Origin of the sequence: Xenorhabdus santafensis (assembly GCF_033949405.1) — a bacterium.
Classification (GTDB): Bacteria; Pseudomonadota; Gammaproteobacteria; order Enterobacterales; family Enterobacteriaceae; genus Xenorhabdus; species Xenorhabdus santafensis.
The window spans coordinates 1-318 of the sequence record NZ_VCDN01000544.1; the positions used below are offsets into that span (position 1 = coordinate 1).

The following is a 318-nucleotide window of genomic DNA, read 5'->3' on the forward strand; positions in this document are numbered from 1 at the left end:
CAAAGGTGCATCAGCGATTAATTTCTATTTTAGAGGAGTTTTTAGAAGAGAAATCGATGTTAAATCGAGCTTTTTTAGCGAACCGATTACATGTATCAACGAAGACGATTCAAAAAGATATAAAATTATTAAATGATATATTGGAAGAAAACGGAGCGAAAATCGAATCGCAAAGAGGGACTGGGTACGAATTAGAAATTATACAAACGAAGAAATTTGAAGACTTTTGTGTGAGTCTATTTCAAAAACAGATGGAAAAGATCCCAACTTCTTATGAAGAAAGAATAGCGTACATTCTGCAGCGTGTTTTAATGATAG

The 318-nt window shown here is 33.0% G+C and carries 1 protein-coding gene; it reads left to right on the top strand.

Annotated features, from left to right (window positions below; translation table 11 throughout):
• Window positions 1-56 precede the first annotated feature (56 nt).
• Window positions 57-318 (top strand): HTH domain-containing protein (locus tag FE392_RS23350; protein WP_319932049.1); only part of this gene is annotated, 262 nt, incomplete at its 3' end.